Annotated in this window: 15 protein-coding genes; 8 read left to right on the top strand and 7 right to left on the bottom strand. The window is 72.7% G+C overall.

Annotation, left to right across the window (positions count from 1 at the left end):
• Nucleotides 1–14 precede the first annotated feature (14 nt).
• Both HQQ88_RS13545 and HQQ88_RS13540 read right to left on the bottom strand, forming a co-directional pair.
• Entirely contained in the window at nt 15–359 is a 345-nt protein-coding gene (locus HQQ88_RS13545) for a hypothetical protein (RefSeq protein ID WP_173169724.1), read from the bottom strand.
• 259 nt (nt 360–618) lie between these two features.
• Nucleotides 619–1,629, bottom strand: a complete 1,011-nt coding sequence (locus HQQ88_RS13540) for an alpha/beta hydrolase (RefSeq protein WP_111085552.1) — start codon at nt 1,627–1,629, stop codon at nt 619–621.
• A gap of 176 nt (nt 1,630–1,805) precedes the next feature.
• Between HQQ88_RS13540 and HQQ88_RS13535 the strand changes: the two genes are divergently transcribed.
• A complete protein-coding gene (locus HQQ88_RS13535) occupies nt 1,806–2,660 on the top strand; it encodes a polyphosphate kinase 2 family protein (protein ID WP_248704685.1) in 855 nt (284 codons plus the stop codon).
• A 268-nt stretch (nt 2,661–2,928) separates the two neighbouring features.
• Nucleotides 2,929–5,088: a DEAD/DEAH box helicase gene (locus tag HQQ88_RS13530; RefSeq protein WP_173169723.1), complete on the top strand. Its 2,160-nt coding sequence runs from the start codon at nt 2,929–2,931 to the stop codon at nt 5,086–5,088.
• 153 nt (nt 5,089–5,241) lie between these two features.
• Here HQQ88_RS13530 and HQQ88_RS13525 read toward each other — a convergent pair whose 3' ends face one another.
• Together HQQ88_RS13525 and HQQ88_RS13520 are read right to left on the bottom strand one after the other, a co-directional pair.
• Nucleotides 5,242–5,751: a DinB family protein gene (locus HQQ88_RS13525; protein WP_123937539.1), complete on the bottom strand. Its 510-nt coding sequence runs from the start codon at nt 5,749–5,751 to the stop codon at nt 5,242–5,244.
• A 36-nt stretch (nt 5,752–5,787) separates the two neighbouring features.
• Nucleotides 5,788–6,330, bottom strand: coding sequence for a MarR family winged helix-turn-helix transcriptional regulator (locus HQQ88_RS13520; RefSeq protein ID WP_123937540.1), 543 nt, complete (start codon nt 6,328–6,330; stop codon nt 5,788–5,790).
• Between the two features lie 203 nt (nt 6,331–6,533).
• Here HQQ88_RS13520 and HQQ88_RS13515 point away from each other — a divergent pair, with 203 nt between their 5' ends.
• From HQQ88_RS13515 to HQQ88_RS13500, 4 genes are all read left to right on the top strand, one after another.
• Complete coding sequence (locus HQQ88_RS13515; protein WP_111085548.1) at nt 6,534–7,133, top strand: hypothetical protein; 600 nt, start codon at nt 6,534–6,536, stop codon at nt 7,131–7,133.
• Between the two features lie 91 nt (nt 7,134–7,224).
• On the top strand, nt 7,225–8,412 hold the full coding sequence (locus HQQ88_RS13510; RefSeq protein ID WP_173169722.1) for a S24/S26 family peptidase: 1,188 nt from the start codon (nt 7,225–7,227) through the stop codon (nt 8,410–8,412).
• A 61-nt stretch (nt 8,413–8,473) separates the two neighbouring features.
• Nucleotides 8,474–9,637 (top strand): exonuclease SbcCD subunit D C-terminal domain-containing protein, encoded by a 1,164-nt coding sequence (locus tag HQQ88_RS13505; RefSeq protein WP_173169721.1) that lies wholly within the window; start codon nt 8,474–8,476, stop codon nt 9,635–9,637.
• Nucleotides 9,637–12,612, top strand: a complete 2,976-nt coding sequence (locus HQQ88_RS13500) for an AAA family ATPase (protein WP_173169720.1) — start codon at nt 9,637–9,639, stop codon at nt 12,610–12,612. The genes HQQ88_RS13505 and HQQ88_RS13500 overlap by 1 nt, the downstream gene beginning before the upstream one ends.
• A 46-nt stretch (nt 12,613–12,658) precedes the next feature.
• Here HQQ88_RS13500 and HQQ88_RS13495 read toward each other — a convergent pair whose 3' ends face one another.
• Together HQQ88_RS13495 and HQQ88_RS13490 are read right to left on the bottom strand one after the other, a co-directional pair.
• Nucleotides 12,659–12,835, bottom strand: a complete 177-nt coding sequence (locus HQQ88_RS13495) for a hypothetical protein (RefSeq protein WP_159573240.1) — start codon at nt 12,833–12,835, stop codon at nt 12,659–12,661.
• Nucleotides 12,832–13,644: a class E sortase gene (locus HQQ88_RS13490; RefSeq protein ID WP_367917021.1), complete on the bottom strand. Its 813-nt coding sequence runs from the start codon at nt 13,642–13,644 to the stop codon at nt 12,832–12,834. Before HQQ88_RS13490 ends, HQQ88_RS13495 begins: the two co-directional genes overlap by 4 nt.
• Nucleotides 13,645–13,736: 92 nt before the next feature.
• Here HQQ88_RS13490 and HQQ88_RS13485 point away from each other — a divergent pair, with 92 nt between their 5' ends.
• On the top strand, nt 13,737–14,165 hold the full coding sequence (locus HQQ88_RS13485; RefSeq protein ID WP_131921244.1) for a GNAT family acetyltransferase: 429 nt from the start codon (nt 13,737–13,739) through the stop codon (nt 14,163–14,165).
• A gap of 9 nt (nt 14,166–14,174) precedes the next feature.
• Here the strand turns inward: HQQ88_RS13485 and HQQ88_RS13480 are convergent, their stop codons facing one another.
• The gene (locus HQQ88_RS13480) at nt 14,175–15,110 is read right to left on the bottom strand and encodes an EamA family transporter (RefSeq protein ID WP_173169719.1); all 936 of its coding nucleotides are present in this window, start codon (nt 15,108–15,110) and stop codon (nt 14,175–14,177) included.
• 36 nt (nt 15,111–15,146) lie between these two features.
• Between HQQ88_RS13480 and HQQ88_RS20200 the strand changes: the two genes are divergently transcribed.
• Complete coding sequence (locus tag HQQ88_RS20200; protein WP_173169718.1) at nt 15,147–16,280, top strand: CPBP family intramembrane glutamic endopeptidase; 1,134 nt, start codon at nt 15,147–15,149, stop codon at nt 16,278–16,280.
• Nucleotides 16,281–16,286: the final 6 nt, after the last annotated feature.

Below are 16,286 nucleotides of genomic sequence, written 5' to 3'. Positions count from 1 at the left end.
GGCGCCGGGCCCCGCTACCTGCGGTACTCGGCGTCGACGGCCGCGATGGCGGCGGTCGTGAGGGGCACCGAGGCCGAGGCCGTGCCCGGCACGACGAGCGCGGTGACCCGGTGGTCGGCACGCTCCTCGCGCTCGACGGCGCGGAACCACGACACGAGCACGCAGGTCAGCGTGACGAGGAAGACGACCCCGGCGCCCTGCGCGAACACAGCGAGGTGCCCGGTCGCAGCCGCGTACCCGCCGAAGGCCATGGTGGCGGCGAACGACAGCCCGAGCAGCAACTCCGCAGAGGTCTGCAGCGCGGAACGGTCCCAGCGGGTCGCGGCGGCGCGTGCAGGGCGGGTCGAGGTGTCGGTCACCCCGGAAGTCTGCGACGTGGTGGCTGTCGGCAGTAGTCCCGACTCCGGGTGCCACCCACCCGGGGCACGCGGCAGTGCGGCTCCGCGAAAGCGACACTTCTCCGCCGAACATCGGCGGCACGACGTCGCTCTCGCGGCACGGACGGCCGCTCGTCGGCGAGGAGTGTCGCTTCGGCGGCACACAACCCGCCCGCGGCCGAACCCGCCCGCGGCCGAACCCGCCCGCGGCCGAACCCGCGCGCGGCGCCCCCGCAGCGCCTCAGCCCAGCTGGGTCCGGAAGAACGTCGCCACGCGGCGGCTCATCGCCTCGTCGAGCTGCGCGATCGAGTGCGCCGTCCCCTCGACCTGCACGAACGTGACCGGCACGTCGTGCGACCGGAGCGTCGCCGCGAACTCCTGCGACTCCCACAGCGGGATGAACTCGTCCGTCGAGTGCCCGATGAAGAACGGCGCCGTGTCCGAGGTGACGTGGTACTCCGGCGACGCCCGGGTCGCCGCCGGACACTTCGCGTAGGTCCGGCAGCCGAGGTACAGCAGCTGCTTCCGCTGGAAGGACGCGGACACCCCGTCGGCCCGGGTCGAGCGCGACGTCAGGTTCGTGGGGCCGCTCAGGTCGACGACCGCACGGATCCGGTCGCCCTCGGCGTAGGCGGCAGACTCGTGGTCGGTCACCGCGAGCATCGCCGCCAGGTTGCCGCCCGCGCTCCCGCCGAACACCCCGACCCGCTGGGAGTCGACGTCGTACGTGGAGAGCGTCGTGGGGCGGAACACGTAGTCGAGTGCCCGTCGGACGTCGTCGAGACCGGCCGGGAACGGGTCGGTGGGGGCGAGCCGGTAGTCGACGTTGAACGTGACGAAGCCCTCGGACGCCAGGTACTTGCACACCGAGCGGTAGGCGGCCGTGGCCTTGTCGCCGTGCGACCAGCTGCCGCCGTGGATCATCAGCACCGCGGGCCGACCGGTGCTGGCTGCGGCCTCGGCGGGGTCGGCCGTCGGGGTGGCGGACGGCGTCGCCGTGGGGGTCGCGGTCGTCTCCGGGGCGCTGTCGGCCGGCAGGCAGACGTCGAGTCGCTGCAGCGGAGCCGTGCCGTACGGCACATCCGCGACCACGTCGATGCCGTGGTACTGCAGGGACAGCGGGTAGATGACGCTGTCCGCGGTGACCGTCGCGTTCTCGTCGCCGACGGGGTCCGTACTGCAGGACGCGACCGCGCCGAGCGCCACGACCGCGGCGACGAGCGCGAGCACTGTGCGGCGGCCGGACTTCATCGGTTCCACGGTAGCCGCACCCGAGGCCAGCCACGTCACCCGAGCGGAGGAACCCCGACCGCGCACCCGACCGCGCAACCCGACGGCGGAACCGGACGGCGCAGCCCGACGGCGGAACCGCCACAGTGCCAGGATGAGAGCTGGGGGCACCCGCCGCCAGGACCGCAGGAGGACCCGTGAGCCGTCGCAAGGCCTGGAACGCCGATCCCGAACCACTGCTCCGCGTCGACCCGGGCTTCCGCCTCGACCAGGTCGACCCCGATGCGACGCCGGGCTTCCCCGGCCGCAAGATCGACGGGCTCGAAGCGCTCGCCGCGGGGGCGTCTCGCCTCGCCGCCCTGCAGGAGCGGCTGTACGCGGCGTCGACCGCCGGCGACCAGCGCCGGGTGCTGCTCGTCCTGCAGGCGATGGACACCGCCGGCAAGGGCGGCATCGTCTCGCACGTCGTCGGTGCGGTCGACCCCAACGGCGTGCGGTACGCGGGCTTCAAGGCCCCGACGGCCGAGGAGCGCGAGCACGACTTCCTCTGGCGCATCGAGCGTCAGCTCCCGAGTGCCGGGCAGCTCGGCGTCTTCGACCGCTCGCACTACGAGGACGTCCTCATCCAGCGCATCCGGGCGTTCGCGGCGCCGGACGAGATCGAACGACGCTACGGCGCGATCACCGAGTTCGAGGACCGCCTCACCGCCGAGGGCACCACGATCGTCAAGGTGATGCTGCACATCTCGAAGGACGAGCAGCGCGAACGCCTCGGCGAGCGACTCGACCGCCCCGACAAGCACTGGAAGTTCAACCCGGGCGACATCGACGAGCGCCTGCTGTGGGACCGCTACCAGGACGCGTACCAGATCGTGTTCGACCGGACCTCGACCCCGCAGGCGCCCTGGTACGTCGTGCCGGCGAACCGCAAGTGGTACGCCCGCTTGGCGGTGCAGCAGCTCCTGCTCCGGGCCCTCGAGGACATGCAGCTCTCGTGGCCGAAGGCGGACTTCGACGTGGCCGAGCAACGACAGCGGCTCGCCGAGTCCTGACCGACGGGCCGGCCGGGAGGCACGGGCCGGGTCCGGCTCGCGGCCGTCCGTCGACGACGGGGCTGGCATCAGAGCGCGGGGTCGCGTAGACTCGCTCGGTCGGCCTTCGACGCCGTGACATCGTGATCACGGGCTTTTTGTTGGGTGTGTGTTGCTCGAGGGCTGGAATCACGTCGAATCGCGACGGGATGAACCCCCTCTCCGCAAGCAGCCCCCGCCGATGTCGCTGTCGGGCGCTGCGGTTCGTTGCGCACCCGAGAAAGCAGTCATGGCTCCGTACAACAAGGGCGCGGACAACCGCGCCTCCGATCGTCCCCGCCACCCGAACGGCACCCCCGCCGCACGCAGCAGCAAGCACCGCGGGTTCCGCGCCGCCGAGCCGACCGCGCCGCGCCAGAAGCAGCGCTGGGACGCCGAGGAGCGTCGCGGCCGCTCGGCGCAGGGCGAGCGCCCCGCCCGCCCGAACTGGGAGCCCCGCGACAGCGGTGGCCAGCGCCGCCCGGAGCGCGACGACCGCGGTGGTCGCGGCTTCAACCGTGACGACCGTGCTCCCCGTCGCTTCGATCGCGACGACCGCGCCCCGCGTCGCTTCGACCGTGATGACCGCGCGCCGCGTCGTGACAACGACGACCGTCCGCGTCGCTTCGATCGTGACGACCGCGCACCGCGCAGCTTCAACCGCGACGACCGTGCGCCCCGTCGTGACAACGACGACCGTCCCCGTCGCTCGTTCGACCGTGACGACCGCGCCCCGCGTCGTGACAACGACGACCGTCCGCGTCGTTCGTTCGACCGCGATGACCGCGCTCCGCGTCGTGACAACGACGACCGTCCCCGTCGCTCGTTCGACCGTGACGACCGCGCCCCGCGCACCTTCAACCGCGATGACCGTGCGCCCCGTCGTGACAACGACGACCGTCCCCGTCGCAGCTTCGACCGCGACGACCGCGCTCCCCGCAGCTTCAACCGCGATGACCGTGCGCCCCGTCGTGACAACGACGACCGCCCGCGTCGCAGCTTCGACCGCGACGCTCCCTACTCGCACGGCCGTCCCGACGCTCCGCAAGCTCCGCGTCGCGCCGGAACCGGCTCGCAGGGGCCCAGCGCTCCGCGCAAGTTCGACCGCGACGATCGCAGCGCTCCCCGCCGCTCCTTCGACGAGCCCGAGCGCGGCAAGTTCGTCCCCGCCGACGACGTCAAGCTCGCGAAGCTCCAGGCCGAGTCCACCGTGGCGTCCGACGTCGAGGGCGTGACCTTCGGCGACCTCGGCATCGGCGGCAACATCTCCCGCGCCCTGCAGGAGCTCGGCGCGAGCAGCCCGTTCCCGATCCAGGCCGCGACGATCCCCGACGTGATCGCCGGCAAGGACGTCCTCGGCCGTGGCCGCACGGGCTCCGGCAAGACCATCGCGTTCGGCGCCCCGCTCGTCGAGAAGCTCATGGAGCACGGCGGCGGCACGAAGCGCAAGATGGGCCGCGCCCCGCGTGCGCTCATCCTCGCGCCTACCCGCGAGCTGGCCCTGCAGATCGACCGCACGGTGCAGCCGATCGCCCGCTCGGTGGGCCTCTTCACGACGCAGATCTACGGCGGCGTGCCGTACGGCCGTCAGGAGGGTGCGCTCGAGCGTGGCGTCGACATCATCGTCGGCACCCCTGGTCGTGTGCAGGACCTCATGAACAAGGGGAAGCTCGACCTCAGCGAGGTCGTCATCTCCGTGCTCGACGAGGCCGACCACATGTGCGACCTCGGGTTCCTCGAGCCGGTGCAGGAGATCCTCTCCGCCACCGCCGAGGTCACCCCGCAGGGCAACCGTGCACAGAAGCTGCTGTTCAGCGCGACGCTCGACACCCAGGTCGCGGCGCTCGTCGAGCAGTTCCTGCACGAGCCGAGCGTGCACGAGGTCGCGGGTGAGGACCAGGCGTCCTCGACCATCGACCACCGTGTCCTCGTGGTCGAGCAGCGCGAGAAGGACCGTGTCCTCGAGGAGCTCGTCGCCGGTGACGGCAAGACGATCGTCTTCGCCCGGACCCGTGCCTACGCCGAGCGCCTCGCCGACCAGTTCGAGGACGCCGGCATCCGTGCCACGTCGCTCCACGGCGACCTGAACCAGTCGCGCCGGACCCGGAACCTGCAGCTCCTGACGAGCGGCCGGGTGAACGTGCTCGTCGCCACCGACGTCGCCGCCCGCGGCATCCACGTCGACGACGTGTCGCTCGTCGTGCAGGCGGATGCCCCGGACGACTACAAGGCGTACATGCACCGCTCCGGCCGGACGGGTCGTGCCGGCAAGGAGGGCACCGTCGTGACCCTCGTCCCGCGTGGTCGCATCCGCAAGATCGAGGGCATCCTCGAGCGTGCGGAGATCGCGGCGGACCTCGTGCAGGCCGCCCCCGGTGACGGCATCGTGTCGGAGCTCGCCGCGCGCTAGTCGCGACCACACGCACGACGGGAGGCCCGTGGCGAGCTCGCCACGGGCCTCCCGTCCGTCACATGGTGAGCAGAAATGGTCGGGTCCCGAATTCGGACCCGACCATTTCTGCTCACGAAGCGCCCGCGCGCTGCGCGCCCGCGCGCGACCGCGTCAGCGGTTGAAGAACAGCAACCCGCGCACGAAGCCGGCCTGGCCGGCGTGCTGCGTGCAGTCGTCGAGGATGCTCACGAGCCGGGCACCGGCGGTGACGGGCGGGTCCCACGCGTCGTCGACCACGGGGTCGAGGTCGTCGGGGCCGAGCGTGCCGAGGTACGCGACGGTGCGGTCGTGGACGGCACGCAGGTACCCGGTGAGCAGCGCGGCCGAGGCACGCACGCGACCGACGTCGTCACGGGACATGCCGTAGCCGAGGGCCTCGGCCGGGAACGGCAGGCCGAACCGGTCGTACCAGCCGTCGGCGGTCCACACCTGCGCGGTGCCGGCGAGGTCGGCGATCTGGACGTCCTGCCCACGGGCGGTGTGCCACGCGAGCCATGCCAGAGTGTTCGCCCCGGCGGCCGGACGCGCTGCGAGTTGGTCCTCGGACAGGCCGTCGACGGCACGCTCGACGGTCTCGGGGACGCGGGAGAACGCTTCGATCAGGACTTCGGACGGTGTCATGCGCACCACGCTACGCGCGCGCCCCGACACACGAGGTCACGCGGAGCGGGCTGCGGTCTCCGCGCGCGAGTGGCGGTCGAGGGCGTCGCCGAGCCCGGCGAACGCGGCGGCGAGCCGGACCCGGTCGGCGGGGGCGACGACCTCGCGGAAGGCGTCCGAGTACACGGCGCCGATCTGCCGGGCCACCTCGGCGCCCGAGGCGGTGAGGTGCAGCAGGACGCTGCGACGGTCCTGCGGGTTCGGGCGGCGCTCGAGGTGTCCGCGCTGCTCGAGCCGGTCGACGAGTGAGGTCATGGCGCCTGTGGTGAGCTCGAGGTACTCGCCGGCCTGCTTCGGCGTGATCCCCTCGCCGTCGGCCGCGGCCAGGAAGAACACGAAGCGGGTGTCGGTGGCGTTCAGCCCGCGCACGACGCTCTCGTGGTGCAGGACGCGGGCGTGCTGCGTCTGGAGCAGGCGGAAGGCGGTGAGGAGCTTCGCGAGGTCGGTGTCCGAGTCCACGCGCTCCGGCACGGAGACGGTCGGCGACACGGGCGCGGGCGGCAGGGTGTCGGGCAGGACGGGCTGGGTGGTGTCCGTCATCGGCGGCTCTTCTCGGCAGGGGGTGGGAAGACTCAGTCAACAAGTATCTCACTCGTCAAGATACCCCCAGCACGGGGGTGGTTCCTTCCCTTGTGAGTTGCTCGGCGGAAAAGTAACTTGATCGTCGTAGCAAACACCACGGCACCGACGCGACCAACCACCGCGACCACGGCGCCACCGTTTCCGGATCAGGAGCTCCCGCAATGTCTCGTGTCACCCCTCGCGCCGCCCGTCTCGCGGCCTGGATCGCCATCCCCGCCGCCCTCGTCGCCTCGGGTGTCGTCGTCTCGACCGCGTCCTACTCGGCGTTCTCGGCCACCACCGTCAACCCGACCAGCAACTGGACCGCCGGCAGCGTCGCCCTCACCGACGACGACAACAACACCGCGCTCTTCACCGCGACGGGCCTGAAGCCCGGCTCGACCGGCGCCAACTGCATCACGGTCACGTCGACCGGCTCGCTGGCCTCGACCGTGAAGCTGTACGGCACGAACCCGGCCACCACGAACAACCTCTCGGGCAACATCAACCTGCAGGTCGAGCAGGGCACCGGCGGTGGCTTCGGCTCCTGCACCGGATTCACACCGGCCGCGACCAGCGGAACGCTCTACAACGGCACCCTCGCCGCGTTCGGCACCGGCTCGACGAACTTCGCCACCGGCCTCGGCACCTGGGCCCCGACCGGGTCCGCGTCCGAGTCGCGCGTCTACCGCTTCACCTACACGGTCTCGAGCACCGCGCCGAACACGGTGCAGGGCGGCACCGCGTCCCTCGGCCTCACCTGGGAGGCCCAGAACAGCTGAGCCGGGAGCCCTCCCCACCCGGTGACCGGGGCTGAGCCCGAGCCAGCCCCGGTCACCACCCCCGAGAACGCGCCCCCGGTCGAAGGCAGTCATGAGCAGCATCGCAGTGCACGGTGGTCCCACACCGCACGCCGTGCTCCGTGACGTCGTCGACTGGGGGCGCGTCGTCGTCGGCACCGTTGCACGCGGTGTGGTCGCGACCCTCCTCGGCCTCGCCCTGTGGGCGGCAGCCCCCGCGCTGATCGGCTGGCAACCGACGACGGTGATGACCGGGTCGATGGAGCCGCGCCTCACGCCCGGGGACGTCGTCGTCTCGCGCCCGGTCGCGTCCGGTGAGGTCCGGACGGGCAAGATCCTGCTCGCGGACGACCCGGACCAGCCGGGTCACCTCCGCATGCACCGCTACGTCGAGGACGGCCCGGGAGGCACCCTGGTCACCAAGGGCGACGCGAACCCGCAGCAGGACTCCACACCGCTCGAACGCTCGGCCGTGCACGGGGTCGCCTTCCTGCGCATCCCGTTCGTCGGGGCGCCGATCCTGTGGCTCCGGCAGGGGGAGTGGGTCAAGGTCGTCGTGCTCGCACTCGGCCTGACGGCGCTGCTCGCGCTCTGCACGGTCGACGGGTCGCTCTGCCGCCTCGCGGCGATCGACGACGACGACGCCGACGGCTCGGACGGGGGCGACACCGCCCACGGGTCGGGTGACGGGCCGTCGGACGGTACCGACACCGGCCGGGAGGCACGGGACGACGCCGCCACGCGCCTCCCGTCCGGCGGGACCACCGTCGTCACCCGTCGCTCGCTCCGGGTGCACGAGCGTCGCGTGCAGCGGCTGCGCCGCTTCGGCGGTGCGGCGGCGGTCCTCGTCATCGCGGGGAGCATCGGGGTGCTCGTGCCGGCGCAGGCGGTGGCCGTGCCGTGGTCGCGGACGACCGTGAACCCGGTGTCGAACTTCACGGCGGGCACGGCCACCGGTGTCCCCACGCTGACCTGCACGGCCGCGTCGTCGAGCACCGTGACGATCACCTGGACCTACACGGACCCCACCGTGCCGAACTCGTTCGACCTCATGAACGGGACGACCCAGCTCGCGACCGCCACGACCCCCGGACAGCGTTCGCTCGTCTACGGCGGTGCGGGCCTGCTCGACCTCGGCACGACCTACACGCTGAACCTCCGCACGAACCTCGGCAACAACTGGACCGCGACCAGCACGCCGACCGTCAAGGTGCGGGTCGTCTCGGTCCTCGGCCTGGCGTCGGCGAGCTGCGTGCCCTGAGTTCTCCACAGGCGGCGCGCGGCCGTCCGGCGATGTCCCCGGCCGGCGTTACCGTGTCCGCATGCGCATCCTGCACACCGGCGACTGGCACCTCGGCCGCACGCTGCTCGGTGCCGACCTCCTCGAGCACCAGGCGGCGTTCACCGACTGGCTCGTCGACCTCGTGCGGGACCGCTCCGTCGACCTCGTCGTGATCGCCGGTGACGTGTACGACCGGGCGATCCCGCCGATCGACGCGGTCCGCATGCTGTCCCGGGTGCTCGAACGCCTGGCCGAGACGGCGACCGTGGTGCTCACGCCCGGCAACCACGACTCCGCCGCACGCCTGGGCTTCGGCGCCGGCGTGATGGACCGCCGCGTCCGCATCCTCGCCGAACCCGCCCGGATCGCCGACCCGGTGCTCGTCGACGACGCCGACGGCCCGGTGGCGGTCTACGGCATCCCGTACCTGCACCCCGACCTCACCCGCTACGCACTGGCCGACGTGCCGGACGAGCCCCTCGCACGGTCGCACCACGCCGTCGTGCAGGCCGCCACCGAGCGGATCCGGTCCGACCTCGCGCTGCGCGGCGGCACCCGCAGCGTCGTCGTCGCACACGCCTTCGTCGGCGGGGCGGACCCGAGCGACAGCGAGCAGGACATCCGCGTCGGCGGTGTCGACCGGGTGGCCGAATCGGTCTTCGACGGCTTCGACTACGTCGCCCTCGGGCACCTGCACGGCCCGCAGCGGGTCGGCGACGGCGGACGGATCCGGTACGCCGGCTCACCGCTGGCGTTCTCGTTCGGCGAGCGGCACCAGCAGAAGTCGGTGACCATCGCCGAGCTCGACGCGGCCGGTGCCGTCTCGGTCGAACTCGTGCCCGCTCCCGTGCCGCGCCGCCTGGTCGACGTCCGCGGGGGCATCGACGACATCGAGTCCGGGGTCTTCCGGGCCGACGCCGACGCCTGGGTGCGGGTGGCCGTGACCGACACGGTGCACCCCGAGCGCATGTACGCCCGGGTGAAGGACCACTTCCCGCACGCGCTGGCGATCACGCACGAACCCGCCGACCGCGGCCCGGCCTCGGTGGCCCGTGCGGTCACGGCGACGTCCGACCCGGTCGAGGTCGCCGCCGACTTCGTGGCCTTCGCCACCGGTGCCGCCCCCGACGACGACGAACACGCCGTCCTGACCGAGGCGTACGAGGCCGCGGTGCTGGCGCTGCAGCGCCAGGGGGACCGCTGATGTACCTGCACCGTCTCGAACTCCGCGCCATCGGGCCCTACCCCGACCTGGTGTCCATCGACTTCGCAGCGCTCGCGGCCTCCGGGGTGTTCCTACTCGAGGGGCCGACGGGCTCCGGCAAGTCGACCATCATCGACGCCGTCGTGTTCGCCCTGTACGGCGGGCTCGCCGGGTCCGACGCCAGCTCCGACCGCCTGCACAGCCAGCACGCCGACCCCGCGGTGGAACCGTTCGTCGAGCTCGTCTTCGAGACCACCGCAGGGACCTACCGGGTCCGCCGGACCCCGCAGTACGACCGCCCGAAGCAGCGGGGGACCGGCACCGTCAAGCAGCAGGCGTCCGTGCAGCTGTTCCGTCTGGCGAACTCGTCCGACGTCGCCGGCGAACCGATGTCGTCACGCATCCCCGAGGTCGGCGTCGAGATCGGCCGCATCGTCGGGCTCGACCGCGCGCAGTTCCTGCAGACCGTCGTGCTGCCGCAGGGCGAGTTCTCACGGTTCCTGCGGTCCCCGGGCGAAGAGCGCCGCAAGCTCCTGCAGTCCCTGTTCGGCACGCAGGTCTACGACCGCACGGCCGACGAACTCGCCGCGCGGCGCCGTGCCGTGCAGGCCGAGGTCGACGGTGCCGACGACCGCGTGCGTGATGCCCTGAACCGCTTCGCCCAGGCCGCCGGTCTCGACGACGCCGACGAGACCGTGGTGCCGTCGACGGTGGCGTCGGTCCGTGCGGCCGCCGATGCCGCTGCCGCCGTCCGTGCTGCAGCAGCCGCGGCGGCGACGACCGCTGCCGAGCACGAACAGGCGGTCACGGCGCGTGCGACCGCCCTCGAACGACGCGCGGGACTGCTCGTGCGACGGGCCACGCTCGACGACGACGCCCCCGCCGTCGACGCCGCCCGGTCGGCCCTCGCCCTCGGCGAACGCGCCGCACGGGTCGCTACCGTCGCCGACGGACTCGACGCCGCGGTCCTGCGCGCCGACGAGAGCACCGCGGCCGCCCGGTCGCTGCGTGACCGCCACGGGGTCACCGCCGACGCCGACGCCGTCGTGCTGCGACGCGACGCCCTGGCCGACGACCTGTCGGCCGTCCGGCACCTCGTCGCGGTCGAGGACGGCGCCGCTGCCCGTCGGTCCACCATCGCCGAGGCCACCGCGGACGCTGAGCAGATCGCCGAGCAGCTGCTCGAACGCGACGCCGCACTCGACGCCCGTCCCGCCGAGCGGGCCCGCATCGTCGAGGCTGCACGCACCGCGGCCCGTACCGCAGCCGACTCGGACGCCGCCGCGCACGAGGTCACCCGGATCCGGTCCCTCCGAGCCGACCTCGTGGCGCGCGACCGCGCGGCGCAGCGGGTCGCCACGGCCGAGCAGTCCGTCGCCATCGCGCGCCGGTCGGCGACCGACGCCCTCGCCGCCGAGCGGGCACTCCGCGAACGCCGGATTGCCGGGCTCGCCGGAGAACTCGGGGCGGCGCTCACGACCGGCGACCCGTGCCCGGTCTGCGGGTCGACGGCGCACCCGTCGGTGGCGACGCCACAGGACGACCACCCCACGACCGCGGCCGTCGACGCCGCCGGCGACGCCACTCGTCGCGCGGACCAGCACCTCGCCGACGCCGCGTCGGACCTGGCTGTCGAACGTGCCGAACACCAGCGGCTCGTCGACGTCGTCGGCACGGTCGACACCGCCGCGCTCGACGCCCTGACCGCGGCCGCCGACGAACGGGTCCGGGCCGCGCACGACGCTGCCGCGCTCGTCCTGCAGCACGAGCGGCAGCGGGCGGAGCACGACACGACGACCGGTCGGCTCCAGCGCGAGCGGAACGACCTCGACGCACGGCGCACCGTCCTGGTCTCGACCACGCTGGCCGACGCCGAGCGGCTCGACACCGACCTCGGCACCGTGACCGCGGCGCGCGAGCGGCTCGGAGCACTCCTCGACGAGCGTCCCGCGACGCTCCGGACGGCTGTCGAGCTCCTCGACGAGCGACTCGAGGCGTACCGCGCGGTCGCGCAGGCCGACGAACGGGTGGCCGCGGCGACCCGTGCCCGCGACGACCGCCGTGCCGAGGTCGACCGGGTCCTCGTCGACCAGGACTTCGCCGACGTCGCCGCAGCGCGGGCCGGACGGCTCGACCCTGACAGCACCGACCGGCTGCGTGCGCGGATCAGCGCGGCCGAGGCCGAGCGGGCCGTCGTCGTCGCTGGCCTGGCCGAGCCCGCTGTGGTCGCCGCGGCGGACGACTCCGCGGAACGCCTCGACCTCGACGGTGCCCGTGCCGGACGCCAGCGCGCTGCCGCCGCACTCGACGAGGCCGTCGCGGTCGCCGTCTCCGCGGTCGACCGTGCCGACGCGGTCGACCGGTGCGCGACCGAGGTCACCCGGGCGATCCGTGCCCGCGACGAGACGTCGGCACGCAGCCGTGCCGTGGTCCGACTCGCCGACATCGCGAACGGGGTCACCGCGGCCAACCCGACCGGGATCACCCTGGGCACCTACGTGCTCATGCGCCGGTTCGAGGACGTCGTCGCCGCGGCCAACGACCGACTCCGGGCGATGCTCGCGGGGCGGTTCACGCTCGAGACCTCGGACGAGCGGGAGTCCGGGTCACGGGCACGCCGGACCGGCCTGGCACTCGCCGTGCACGACCACACCACCGACACCGTGCGGGACCCCCGCAGCCTGTCCGGCGGCGAGACGTTCACCGTGTCGCTGTGCCTGGCGCTCGGGCTGGCCGACGTCGTGCAGGCCGAGGCCGGTGGCGTCTCGCTCGGCACGCTCTTCGTCGACGAGGGGTTCGGGACGCTCGACCCGGAGACCCTCGACGACGTCATCGGGCAGTTGTCGCGACTGACCGCCGGTGGGCGGCAGGTCGGCATCGTCAGCCACGTCGAGGAACTCAAGCAGCGGATCCCGGAGCGGATCGCCGTGCGGCGGACGGCAGCCGGCGGCTCGCAGGTGACGACAACGGTCTGACGCCGCCTGCCGTCCGCCGCCGGTCCTGGTTCCGGGTGGCCGACCGCTACGGGGTCGGCGTGGACTCCACGGTGCCGTCCGGCGGCGGCAGGATGTCCGCCGCGATCCACGGGAACACCCACTGGAACAGGACGAACACGATCGCGGCGAGCAGCACGAGCAGCTCGAGCACCTTCAGGAACGTGGGGCCGGGCAGCAGCCGCCAGACCAGGGGGAAGATCACTTGGCCGTCTCCGAGAGTTCCTTCGGGGTGCCCTCGGACGCGGGCATCCAGTAGTCGAGCTTCGCGTGCGTGACGAACCGTTCGGCCGCCGACCACATCGGATGGCACGCGGTCAGGGTCAGCCAGCGGTCCGACGGCGAGGGGTCGACTCCGGGCTTGTTCGGCACCGGCGCGATCGTCTCGACGTGGTCGGGCGTGACGATCTGGCTGTCGGTGACCTTGTAGACGTACCAGACGTCGAACTTCGTCTTCGCGTCGGTGACCCGCACGACGACGGAGTCGTCCTTCTTGAGTTCGGCGATCTGGTTGAGCGGCTTGCCGTACGTCACGCGGTGCCCGGCGACGGCGAAGTTGCCGGGAGCCCCGGGCATCGCAGTGTCCTGGTAGTGCCCGAGCCCGATGGTGTTGAGGACCTTCTCACGGTCGGTGCCCTCGCCGATCGGCCGGTTGTAGTCCTTGCCGAAGCGGGGGATCTGCATCGTGCCGAACACGTCGGAGAGATCCGGCGGCTCCGCCAGCACGGGTGCGGTCCCACGGTGCTCGGTGCCGGCCCCGTCCGGGGTCTTCAGCTGGTCGAGTCCCTCGACGAGCTTCGACTGCTCGTTGACCGCCACGACGTCCGTCCACCAGGCGGTCCACACCACGTACAGCCCGGTGCCGGCACCCGCGATGATGAGCAGTTCGGCGATGAGCGACACGATCGCGCCACCGACCGTCTGCCGTCGCCGGGGGGAGCGGCGCCCGGACCGTCTGCCGCCGTCGTCGTCCCGCGTGCTGCGGCGCGACGGGATGGTGTCGTGTGCGGTCACGGGGCTCCTGATCGGCTGGTCGGTCGGACAGGTCTATCAGATCACGACGACGGCCCGGTGACGACGTTCTCCACACCCCGTAACGTGGGGGGATGGAGTACCGGATCCGCCCGTTCCGCGCCGACGACACCGACGCGGTCGTCGCCCTCTGGGAATCGTGCGGTCTCGTCCGCCCGTGGAACGACCCGCGCCGCGACATCGCGCGCAAGGCCACGGTCCAGCCCGAGCTCTTCCTGGTGGCGGAGTCGGAGGCCGGCGGGGTCGTCGCCGCGGGGATGGCCGGTTTCGACGGGCACCGCGGCTGGGTCAACTACCTCGCCGTGCAGCCGGACCTGCAGGGCTCCGGTCTCGGCCGGACGCTGATGGCCGAGTTCGAGCGGCTGCTCACCGACCTCGGCTGCCCGAAGGTGAACCTGCAGATCCGTGCTGGCAACGAGCGGGTGCTCGGGTTCTACGAGTCCCTCGGGTACTCCGACGACCGCACCGTGTCCCTCGGCAAGCGGCTCATCCCCGACGTCTGAGTCGTCCGGTCACGCCAGGGCCAGGCCCACCGACGCGATGAACGCGAGCGCGATGCCGACCCACTGCGGCGCGGTCAACCGCTCCCGCAGCACCACCCCGGCCAGCACGACCGTGCCGATCGGGTAGAGCGCGTTGAGCACGCTCACGACGGGCAGGGTGCCTGGGTCGTCGCTCGCGTGCAGCCCCGCCTGGATGCACACGTTCGCAAGGGCGTCGAGGACGCCGCACGCCGCGACCGTCAGCAGCAGACGCGGCGGCCACCAGCGCCCTGGAGGCACGGCAGACCCCGCGACGCCGACCGAGGCTGCGGGGTCTGCCGCGCCTCCAGACCGCGCCCCGCGCCCGGCACGCACCGTCACCACGAGCGCCGCCGCACCCAGCAGCACCGTCTGCAGCACCCGCGCGACCACGAGCGGGTGGATGCCCGCGCCGGGTGGGGTCGCGTCGTACGCCAGCACGATCCCGCCGAACCCGAACCCGCACCCGGCGACCGCGGCCGCGACGACCCCACGCACGGTGAGTCGTGCACCCGAGGTGTCCCGCACGGCCGCCACCAGCACCACCGCGACGACGGCCACGACCACCGCGGCGACGGCCAGCGGTGACAGGACGGTCCCACGGGCCACGGCCACCAGGACCGGGACGACGGCGGCGAACACCGCGGTCAGGGGTGACAGCACGCTCATCGGGCCGATCGCCAACGCGGCGTAGAGCAGCAGGACCCCGACCGCGCCGGACAGTCCGGCGACGGCGCCCCAGAGGGTGCCCGCCCACGACGGCGTCCCCCCGAGCACGGCCAGACCGATCAGCAGCGGCACGATCCCGATCGCCGCGGCGACGGCGGTGACCGCCACCGGACGGATGCGCCGCGACGCGAGCCCGCCGAGGAAGTCGGCGAAACCGTAGACGACGGCTCCGGTCAGGCCGAAGAGCACGGTGAGCACGGGTCCCATCCTGCCCGGCCCGGTAGCCTGCGGGGCGTGAGTGTTCCCTACCACCGCCTGCCCCGTGTCGACGCACGATGGAGGTGGTGGCGCCCGCTGGTCGCCCTCGCGTTCCTGGCGGGCTGGTACCTCGTATCCCAGGTGGTCATCGCGGTGGCGTACTTCGTCCCGCTCGGCGTGACCCAGGGTCCGCAGGCGCTGATCGACTTGCAGAACGACCTGGCGGGCGGTGCGCTGGACCCGACCGATCCGCTCGTCCTGTCGTTGTCGCTCGTGTCGCTGGTCGTCCTGCTGCCGGGGATCCTGCTGGCGGTCAAGGTCGCACGGCTCGGGCCCGGCGCGATCCTGACGTCGACGCGCTTCCGGGTGCGGTGGGCGTGGACGGCGTGGTGCGTGCTGCCGACCCTCGTCATCGCCGTGGTGATGTTCCTCGTGCAGACCAGCGGGATGTTCACGTTCGACGGCGGCTTCGGCTGGGACCACGCCGCGATCGGGCAGTCGACGGTGTCCCTGGGCACCCTCACGCTCACGATCGTCCTGGTCGTCCTGCTCGTCCCGTTCCAGGGCGCAGCCGAGGAGTTCATCTTCCGCGGTTTCCTCATGCAGACGATCGCATCGTGGATCCCGCGACGCACCGGCACGATCATCGCCGTCGCGGTGTCGACCGTCGTGTTCGCGGTGCTGCACATCCCGAACGGCTACAACGTCTGGGGCATCCTCGACGTCGGTTCGTTCGGCCTGATCGCGGCGATCATCGTGCTCCGCACCGGCGGACTCGAGGCCACCGTGCTGCAGCACGCCTTCAACAACATCATGATCTTCGTGCTGCAGGCGCCGGGCTGGACGGGAATCGACCTGACCTCGTCCGACGCCAACGGCACGCCCATCGGCTGGCTCGTCACCCTCGGCACGTCTCTGGCGTTCTGGGGCATGGTCGAGCTCCTGGCGTGGTGGCGGAAGCTCGATCGCACCTTCGCCGGACACGAGGCACCGCGGTTCCGCGGGACGCCGCCGGTCTGGGCGGGTGGCAAGCGGTGGTTCGGCCCGGCTGGCACGGGTTGGGCCGTCGCGCCGGCCAACGCCGACGATGTCGACGCAGCCGTTGTGGACCGTGCCGGTGTGGACAGCGGCGCTGTGGACAGTGCCGTGGGTGTCGCCGGTCGCCCGTAGGCTCGT

It is taken from the genome of Curtobacterium sp. VKM Ac-2861, assembly GCF_013204965.1.
Lineage (GTDB): Bacteria > Actinomycetota > Actinomycetes > Actinomycetales > Microbacteriaceae > Curtobacterium.
The sequence above is the reverse complement of the archived record's forward strand: the minus strand, read 5'-3'. Positions and strand labels throughout refer to the sequence as shown.